The 9,223-nt window shown below is 70.0% G+C and carries 3 protein-coding genes and 5 pseudogenes; 6 read left to right on the top strand and 2 right to left on the bottom strand.

What is annotated here, in order from left to right; genetic code table 11:
* From ACFVU7_RS44925 to ACFVU7_RS44905, 5 genes and pseudogenes are all read left to right on the top strand, one after another.
* A pseudogene (locus tag ACFVU7_RS44925) lies at positions 1-1,470 on the top strand (germacradienol/geosmin synthase); the annotation flags it as partial.
* A gap of 17 nt (positions 1,471-1,487) precedes the next feature.
* The gene (locus ACFVU7_RS44920) at positions 1,488-3,392 is read left to right on the top strand and encodes a 1-deoxy-D-xylulose-5-phosphate synthase (protein WP_388052524.1); all 1,905 of its coding nucleotides are present in this window, start codon (positions 1,488-1,490) and stop codon (positions 3,390-3,392) included.
* Positions 3,389-4,519: a flavodoxin-dependent (E)-4-hydroxy-3-methylbut-2-enyl-diphosphate synthase gene (gene ispG, locus ACFVU7_RS44915; protein ID WP_388052521.1), complete on the top strand. Its 1,131-nt coding sequence runs from the start codon at positions 3,389-3,391 to the stop codon at positions 4,517-4,519. Before ACFVU7_RS44920 ends, ispG begins: the two co-directional genes overlap by 4 nt.
* Positions 4,516-5,598, top strand: a complete 1,083-nt coding sequence (locus ACFVU7_RS44910; protein WP_388052519.1) for a polyprenyl synthetase family protein — start codon at positions 4,516-4,518, stop codon at positions 5,596-5,598. The genes ispG and ACFVU7_RS44910 overlap by 4 nt, the downstream gene beginning before the upstream one ends.
* 141 nt (positions 5,599-5,739) lie before the next feature.
* Positions 5,740-6,474: pseudogene (locus ACFVU7_RS44905) on the top strand (helix-turn-helix domain-containing protein); the annotation flags it as partial.
* Between the two features lie 333 nt (positions 6,475-6,807).
* On the opposite strand, the pseudogene ACFVU7_RS44900 reads toward ACFVU7_RS44905, so the two are convergent.
* Both ACFVU7_RS44900 and ACFVU7_RS44895 read right to left on the bottom strand, forming a co-directional pair.
* Positions 6,808-6,894 (bottom strand): annotated as a pseudogene (locus ACFVU7_RS44900) (hypothetical protein); the annotation flags it as partial.
* 247 nt (positions 6,895-7,141) lie between these two features.
* Positions 7,142-7,282: pseudogene (locus tag ACFVU7_RS44895) on the bottom strand (IS110 family transposase); the annotation flags it as partial.
* A gap of 590 nt (positions 7,283-7,872) precedes the next feature.
* On the opposite strand from ACFVU7_RS44895, the pseudogene ACFVU7_RS44890 reads away from it, so the two are divergent.
* Positions 7,873-8,907: pseudogene (locus ACFVU7_RS44890) on the top strand (IS110 family transposase); the annotation flags it as partial.
* Positions 8,908-9,223 lie beyond the last annotated feature (316 nt).

Below are 9,223 nucleotides of genomic sequence, written 5' to 3'. Positions count from 1 at the left end.
TCGCGGGCGCTGCGGGTGCTGATGGACGCCTTCTCCGACGGGGTGCACCTGCGCAACGACATCTTCTCGTACCAGCGGGAGGTGGAGGACGAGGGAGAGCTGAGCAACGGCATCCTGGTGCTGGAGCGGTTCCTGGAGTGCTCCACCCAGGAGGCCGCCGAGGCGGTCAACGACCTGCTCACCTCACGGCTGCAGCAGTTCGAGAACACCGTGCTCACCGAACTGCCGGTGCTGTTCGCGGAGACCGGGCTGGACCCGGCGGGCCGTGCCCGGGTGATGGCGTACGTCAAGGGCCTCCAGGACTGGCAGTCCGGCGGGCACGAGTGGCACCTGCGCTCCAGCCGGTACATGAACAGCGGCGGGACAGCGGCGAGTTCGTCCGGTTCGGGAGGGCGGCGGGGGCGTCCGCACAGCCACGTGCCGCACCGGGCCGTCAAGCCGTCCGCACTGCCCGAGTTCCGGCTTCCCTACGCCCGTCGGCTGAGCCCGCACCTGGACGGCGCCCGGAAGCACGCTGCGGAGTGGGCTGAGCGGATCGGCCTGCTGGCTCCCGACCCAGCGCTGCCGGGCTCCGGGATCTGGGATGCCGGAACGCTTCGTGCCTTCGACCTCCCCCTCTGCGCGGCGGGCGCCTACCCGGACGCGGACGCCGACCAGCTCGACCTCACCGCACAGTGGATGGTCTGGACCACCTGGGCCGACGACTACCTCCCGCAGGCCTTCTGGGCGGCCAGGGACGTGGCCGGCGCCAAGGCCACCAACAAAAGGCTGTCGCTGTTCATACCGCTGGACGGCACCGTTGCGCCGGAGCCGGTCAACGCTCTGGAGCGCGGCCTCGCCGACCTATGGGAGCGCACCGCCGTCCTGCTCGACACCGGATACCGGGGTCGGCTCCGTACCGGTGTGGGGGCAATGCTGACGGGCTGGGCCTGGGAGCTGGCCAACCGGATCCGAAACCGGATCCCGGACCCGGTGGACTACCTGGAGATGCGCCGCTCCACCTTCGGTTCCGAAATCGCCATGCTCCTCGCCCGGATCGGCCGCAACGAGAATCTGCCAGACGAGGTGTACGCCCACGGCTCGATGCGGGCGCTGGAACACGCCGCAGTGGACTGTGCGTGCCTGATGAACGACCTCGTCTCTTACCAGAAGGAGGTCGAGTACGAGGGCGATCTGCACAATGCCGTCCTGGTGATGCAGGACTTCTTCGGCTGCGACTACCCGACGGGAGTCCGGATCGTCGACGATCTCATGCGCGCGCGGCTGGACCGGTTCCAGCACATCACACAGAAGGAACTCCCGGTCATGTGCGAGGACGTCGGGCTAGACCGGCCATCCCGGGGGCTGGTCGACGTATACGTGGCGCAACTGGAGGACTGGCTTGCGGGCATCGTCGGCTGGCACCGGGACTGCCATCGCTACGGCCCGGGAGACCTGGAGGCGCAGTACGGAAAGGCAGGTGCGACATGAGTGTGTCGACGTACCGCATGCCCCGTCGGCGAAAGCCGTCAAACAAGGAGAAATCCGCTGGCCCCGGACTCCTGGAGCAAGTGTCCTGCCCAGCCGACCTGCGCGGGCTGCCAGCCAGCCAACTCGGCGACCTGGCGCGGGAAGTCCGAGGGCTCCTGGTCAAGACAGTGTGCGCGACAGGCGGACATCTCGGCCCGGGACTGGGCATAGTCGAACTGACAATCGCCCTACACCGGGTGTTCGACTCTCCCCGGGACACACTGCTGTTCGACATCGGACACCAGGGATACGTACACAAGCTGCTCACTGGACGCCAGGAGCGCTTCGCCACCCTGAGACAGGCCGGCGGGCTGTCCGGATACCTCTGCCGCGCGGAGTCCGTGCACGACGTGATCGAGAACTCGCACGCCTCAACCGCGCTCTCGTACGCGGACGGCCTGGCCAAGGCCCGTGCGCTGGCAGGGCAGACCGACCGGGCGGTCGTGGCGGTCATCGGAGACGGGGCGATGACCGGGGGGATGGCCTGGGAGGCCCTCGACAACATCGCGGCGGCAACCAACAGGCCCGTGATCATCGTCCTGAACGACAACGGCCGCTCCTACGCGCCCACCACCGGCGCCCTGGCCAACCACCTGGCCCGTCAGTGCCACGGCCGACCGGCGCCCGGCAGCGGCCCGGTGCCCGTCCGGAACCTGTTCACGGACCTGGGCCTCGCCTACCTCGGCCCCATCGACGGACACGACATCCCGGCCGTCGAACAAGCGCTGCACCAGGCACGAGCCCTGGCCCAACCGGTGGTCGTCCACGTCCTGACAGTCAAGGGGAAGGGCTATCCGCCGGCAGAGGCGGACGAGCGGGACCACTTCCACGCCATCGGCGTCATCGACCCCGCCACCGGACGGCCCCCCGCCGACCCGGGGCGGAGCGCCACGACACCCGCTCCCCGAACCTGGACGGATGTCTTCGGTGCCGAACTCCTCTCCCTCGCCCGGCAACGCCCCGACCTGGTTGCCGTCACGGCCTCCATGCTGCGCCCCACCGGCCTGCACGCGATGGCCGAGGCACTACCCGACCGGGTCTTCGACGTCGGCATCGCCGAGCAGCACGCGGTCGCTTCCGCGGCCGGTCTGGCCCTGGGCGGTTACCACCCCGTGGTTGCCCTCTACTCGGCGTTCCTCACCCGTGCCCTCGACCAGGTCCTGATGGACGTCGCCCTTCACCGCCTCGCGGTCACCTTCGTCCTCGACCGGGCCGGGATCACCGGGCCAGACGGGCCGTCACATCACGGCATGTGGGACATCAGCGTGCTCGGCACCGTCCCGGGCTTGCGCATCGGTGCCCCTCGGGACGCCGCCCGGCTCAGGGAACTCCTGCGCGAGGCCGTCGACGTCACCGGCGGCCCCACCTGCCTGCGTATCCCCAAGGCCACCGCCGACCAGGACATCCCCTCTCTGGCCCGGGTGGATGGCATGGACGTCCTCCACCACACGACGCGCCGGGGGGCGGACGTCCTGCTCGTGGTGGCCGGAACCACCGCGGCCGAAGCCCTGGCGGCCGCCCGCGTCCTGGAACGTGACGAGGGCCTCGGCACGGTCGTCGCGGACCCCCGCTGGCTCATCCCCGTCAATCCGGCCCTGCCCCGCCTCGCCGCACGTCACCGCCTCGTAGTCACCGTCGAGGACAACACCCGCACAGCCGGCTTCGGCACCCACCTCGCCCAGACCTGCGCCGACCAGGGGCTCGCCGTCCCGGTCCACAACCTCGGCCTCCCCCGCGCCTTCCTGCCCCATGCAGCACGGGGCGCACTCCTCGCCGACAACGGTCTGGACGCCGACGGTATCGCCGCCGCCGTGCTCGCCGCCCGGCGCCGACTGCACCTCGCTCCCGGAGCACGAGGCACCGGCCCGAAGGGGGCCCGATGAGAACGGACCTCGGTATACCCCGGCTGCCCCCTCCCGTCCCGTCGCGCCGGCCGTCGCGCCGGATCCAGGTCGGCACGGTCCCCGTCGGAGGCGGCGCACCGGTCTCCGTCCAGACGATGACCACCACATCCACCGCCGACGTGGACGCCACACTCCGCCAGATCGCCGCCGTCACCACCGCAGGGTGCGACATCGTCCGCGTCGCCGTACCCACCTCCGCCGACGCCGATGCCCTCCCCCGCATCGCGGGCAGGTCCCCGATCCCCGTCATCGCGGACATCCACTTCCAGCCCCGCTACGTCTTCGCCGCGATCGACGCCGGCTGCGCCGCCGTACGCGTCAATCCCGGCAACATCCGTGAGTTCGACGATCGGGTGGCCGACATCACCCGAGCAGCCGCCGCGGCCCGCATACCGATCCGGATCGGTGTCAACGCCGGCTCCCTGGACCCGCGGCTCCTGGCCGAGTACGGCGGTGCTACCCCCGAGGCCCTCGTCGGATCTGCCCTGAGGGAAGCCTCCCTGTTCGAGGAACACGGCTTCCGGGACCTCAAGATCGCTGTCAAGCACCACGACCCGATGACCGTCGTGGCGGCCAACCGGATCCTCGCCCGGGCCTGCGACTACCCGCTCCACCTCGGCGTCACCGAAGCCGGCCCGGTCTTCCAGGGCTCGATCAAGTCCGCCGTCGCCCTCGGTATTCTGCTGGCCGAGGGGATCGGCGACACCATCCGCGTCTCCCTCTCATGCGACCCAGTCGAGCAGGTCAAGGCTGGCGTCCACATCCTCCAGTCCCTCGGCCTCAGGCCCCGCAGACTGGAGATTGTCTCCTGCCCCGGGTGCGGACGCCTCCAGGTCGACCTGCACCGCCTGGCGTCACAAGTCGAGGCGGCGTTCGAGGGTTTCCCCCATCCCTTCCGTATCGCGGTGATGGGCTGCGTCGTCAACGGCCCCGGCGAAGCCCGGGAAGCCGATCTCGGGGTCTCCAGCGGCAACGGCAAGGGACAGATCTTCGTCCGCGGCCGGGTCGTCGCCACTGTCCCGGAGCACCAGATCGTCGACGCCCTCGTCGAACAGGCCCTGCTCTTGGCCGACAGCGAGAACGACCAAACGGGAACGCTGCCGTGACCGCCTCCGCACCGCCACCGACGACCGTCCTGGACCTGGACGAGACCAGGCAGGCCGTCGACGCCTGCCTGGCCGGCTTCCTCTCTGGCAAGGCCCTCACCGCCGCCCAGGGAGCGCCCGACGAGACCGTCGGCGTCCTGCGCCGGTTCCTCTTCTCCGGTGGCAAACGCTTGCGTCCGCTGCTGTGCGTGTGCGGATGGCGCGCGGCCGGCGGCCAGGGCGACACCGCCCCGGTCGTGCAGGCGGCCGCGTCGCTAGAGATGTTCCACACGTTCGCCCTCATCCACGACGACATCATGGACCACTCCGCCACCCGCCGGGGAGCCCCTGCCGTTCACCGGGCGATGGCCGCACGGTACCGGCGACGCGGCCGCACGGCCTCACAGGAACTCGGCACCGCTGCCGCAATCCTGATCGGTGACATCGCCCTGGCCTGGTCCGACGAGCTCCTGCACACCGCAGGCCTACCCCTCGAACGCCTCGCCGCCGCGCTCCCCACCGTGGACACGATGCGCACCGAGGTCATGTACGGGCAGTACCTCGACCTCCTCGCCACCGCAGACTTCAGCGGAGGCCTCGACGTACCGCTCACGGTGATGTGGTACAAGGCGGCGAAGTACACCGTCGAACGCCCCCTGCACATCGGCGCGACCATCGCGGGAGCGAACGCATCCGTCCTGGAGGCAATGACCTCCTACGCCCTGCCTCTCGGCGAGGCCTTCCAACTGCGCGACGACCTCCTCGGCGTCTACGGCGACCCCCGCAGAACCGGCAAGTCCGCCTTGGACGACCTGCGCGAGGGCAAGCACACCGTCCTCGTTGCCCTCGCTTTGCGGAACGCGACACCGGACCAGCGCGCACTTCTGCGTCGCCACCTCGGCGACCCGGCCCTGAATGACGAAGACGCCGCGCGCGTACGGGAGGTCCTGACCGCCACCGGCGCGCGCTCCGAGGTCGAGCGGATGATCCGTCGCCGCGGCGGGCAGGCACACGAGGCTCTGCTGCGAGCCGACTTCCCACACGCCGTCACTCGCACTCTGCACGGCATTGTCGGCACCGCTACCTGGAGGACATCGTGACCACCCCTGGATTCCATCTGTCAAGGGACAGCGGGATTTCCCCCGGTGTGTGAAGTGCCAGGAGATGTTGGGCACGGTAGTCCGGTGAGATGTTGGACGGTCCGGGCACATTCTTGACGCGAGATCGTCTTTGGAGCGGGTATGGGCGAGAAGGGCCAGGATGACGTCAGCGATCGAAGGTGGCTGACCGAGTACTGGTATCGGGCCGTGCTGCAGGTCAAGAGCGGCGACCCGGTAGCGCAGGTGGCCCGGCAGGCGGGGGTATCCCGGCAGTCGGTGTACTCGTGGATCTCCCGCTACGACGATGGCGGGCTGGAAGCCCTGGCCGACCGTTCCCGCCGCCCGCACACCTCGCCGACCCAGATCGCCGGGGACGTGGAGGCAGCCATCTGCGAGCTGCGGCCGGCCCACCCGCGCTGGGGAGCCCGGCGCATCGTCCACGAGCTTGAGCGCCGCGGCGGAAACACGGTCCCGGGACGCAACACCGTCCATCGGATTCTGGTCCGCAACGGCCTGGTCCGACACCAGGAGCAGAACCACCGGCGCGTCTACCGCCGCTGGCAACGCGATGCCCCGATGCAGCTGTGGCAGCTGGACATCATGGGCGGTGTCCTCCTGGCCGGCGGCCGCGAGTGCAAGCTGGTGACAGGAATCGACGACCACTCCCGGTTCATCGTGATCGCGAAGGTGCTGGCCCAGCCCACAGGCCGGGCGGTTGCTACAGCGTTCGCCGAGGCCATGAGCGTCTACGGAGTTCCCTCGGAGGTCCTCACGGACAATGGCAAGCAGTTCACCGGCCGCTTCACCAAGCCGTTTCCCGCAGAGGTGCTCTTCGAGCGGATCTGCCGCGAGAATGGCGTGGCCGCCCGCCTGACAGTGAGGATGTGACGTGGTGATGTTGCCGGCGGGTCCGACTCTCCGCCTGACTGACGTCTTGACTGTCCTGTTTGGGATTTGTCGGCCCGATGGGGCATCACCACGCACGCGGCCGGACGGGCGCTGTGACTCTATAGCGCCTCTGTGTGTCAAGCAGCTGCGGTGAGTTGGGCGCGATGGTCGCGTCTCATGATCCGGTAGACCACCTTGGACAGGCGTCGCTTGAGCGCCCGGCGGGCCTCGGAAGGGGTCTTCCCCCTCGGCGATCTTGCGCTGGTAGTACTCCTGGCCGCGGCCGCCGTCACGGATCTGGACGACGGCAATGACGTGCAGAACAGAGTTCAGCGCGCGGTTGCCGCCGGTGTTGAGCCGGTGGCGCACGTTGCCGCTGGAGACGTCCAGGGGCGCGCTGCCGGTGTAGCTGGCGAAGTGGTGCTCGCTCGGGAAGCGGCTGACGTCGCCGACATGGCCGAGAACCCTGCCGGGCCAGGACGGCGCCCAGGCCCGGCAGGGTGGTGAGCGTGCTGCGGGTGGCGGCCAGCGCCTCGCGCATCTGGATCTCGTTGTCCCTGACCAGGCGGTCCATCCGCCGCAGGTCGGCCAGCAGGTCGCGCAGAACGGCGTGGAGCCGGTTCAGGACTCGGGTGCGTTCGTGGACCGGGTCGTCGCGCCGCTCGGTCAGCAGTCGCAGGATCGTGGTCTGATCCTCGGCGGTGACCTGCCGCAGGTCGGGGCGGAACAGGGCGACCTGGGCAACGTGGCGGGCGTCGGCCTCGTCGGTCTTGCGGTTGCCGCCGGTGGCCAGCATCTGTGCCCTGGCGGAGAGCGTGGCCGGCACGTCGACCACGTCCTCGCCGGCGCGGCGGCCAGCTGCTGGGCGAGCGAGCAGCCAAGGCCGCCGGCGCCCTCGACGGCGAAGCCGCGCTCGGGCCACTGCTCGCACCAGGCCATGAGTTGGCGGAAAGTGCCGGCGTTGACGACGAATCGGCGCTTGGCCAGTTGGTGGCCCGAGGGCGTCGACGGCGATGGATGGCGGTGTGGGAGGACTTGTGCGGGTCGATACCGATCAGGATCACGGGCTGGCCTTGCACTCGATGGGAGCGGGGAGGGAGTGCGGTGAGCATCCTGACTTGAAGTCACCGTGTCGTCCTCATGCCTCTTTCGAGTCACACTGCGCGGGGTGTCGGCCGGCGGCGGCACGCTATGAGAGAGCCAGCCCGTGGGCGGTAAGGCGCACTGCGGGCCCGTGCCGACCGACACCCTGGACGCTACGGCTGTAGACCGAGCGCCTGGGCTCGATTCAACAAGTCAGGAGCTTGGTCCAGAAGCCCCGTCACTGTCCTGTCCACCCGCCCGACCGGCGCGTGCCGCCCTCGGAACGGACTCGCAAGGACGGACATGACCAGCATGACGCGTGACAGCCCGGAGATCACCGGCGGAGTCGACACCCACGGCCTGACCCATCACGCGGCGGTGATCGACCCGCTGGGCCGGCACCTGGCTGACCGGGAGTTCCCGGCCACGATCCGTGGCTACCGGGAACTGCTGGCCTGGATGCGCTCGCACGGCACGCCGAGCGCGGTCGAGGTGGAGGGCACCGGTGCCTACGGGGCCGAATTCGCCCGGGTGCTGACCGCCGCCGGGGTCACGGTCATCGACGTCGACCGGCCGGACCGCAAGACCCGGCGGATGAAGGGCAAGTCCGGCCCGATCGATGCCTACGCGGCCGCCACCGCTGTGCTCTCCGGGCGGGCCACCGACATCCCCAAGAGCCGGGACGGCCTGGTCGAGGCCGTGCGGGTACTGCGGGTCGCCCGCCGCAGCGCGGTCAAGGCCCGAACGCAGGCCATGAACCAGATCTTCGGCCTGCTCGTCTCCGCGCCGGCGGCGCTGCGCGAGCAGCTCGCCGGCCTGTCACGGGCGGAGCTCATACGCACGCTGGCCAGGTTGCGGTCAGGAGACGACCTCTCGGGCCCACTGGCCGCGACCCGAGCGGCACTGCGGCGTCTGGCCCGCCGCCACCAGACGATGAACGAAGAGGTCGCCGGGCTCGACACCGAGATCGGCCCGCTGGTCAAGAAGGCCACCCCTGCGCTGCTGGAGCTGTTCGGTGTCGGCCCCGAGACCGCCGGCCAGCTCCTGGCCTCCGCCAGAGGCAACCCCGAACGGATGCGCTCCGAGGCCGCGTTCGCCGCCCTGTGCGGAGCCGCCCCCGTCCCCGCCTCCAGCGGCCGCACCAACCGCCACCGTCTCTCCCGCGGCAGTGACCGGGCCGCCAACGCGGCCCTCTACCGCATCGCCCTGGTCCGTATGGTCAGCGATATCCGCACCCGTGAGTACGTGGTCCGGCAGACCGCCGCCGGCCGGACGAAGAAGGAGATCATCCGGCTCCTGAAACGTGCCGTCGCCCGGGAGGTGTTCCGCTGCCTGACCACCACGGTCACTGTCCCCGGCATCGCCGACCTGAGACCCCTGCGACAGTCCAAGAACATCACCCCCACCGCCGTCGCCAACCACTTCGGGGTCTGGCCCGCCACCATCTCCACCCTCGAACGCGGCCTCCGCCGAGACGACGACCTCGCCAACGCCTACCGCGACTGGCTCACCACCGCTTGACAGCCCATAGGAGTCAGCCGTTCACCTGCGGATGACGTCTTGCCCGCGTGAAAATCGGTGCGGGGGCCATCCGCTGACGCCGCATGATGTTTGGGCTTCGAGTCCGCATAGGAGTCTGGTGAGGGGGCCGCCC

This window comes from Kitasatospora sp. NPDC058046, from assembly GCF_042885595.1.
Classification (GTDB): Bacteria; Actinomycetota; Actinomycetes; order Streptomycetales; family Streptomycetaceae; genus Kitasatospora.
This window is presented reverse-complemented; position numbering and strand designations above follow the sequence as displayed.

Bases quoted from the DNA above. Each gene is read 5' to 3' on its own strand.
- ACFVU7_RS44920 (WP_388052524.1), top strand. From the start codon at position 1,488: ATGCCCCGTCGGCGAAAGCCGTCAAACAAGGAGAAATCCGCTGGCCCC.
- ispG (WP_388052521.1), top strand. From the start codon at position 3,389: ATGAGAACGGACCTCGGTATACCCCGGCTGCCCCCTCCCGTCCCGTCG.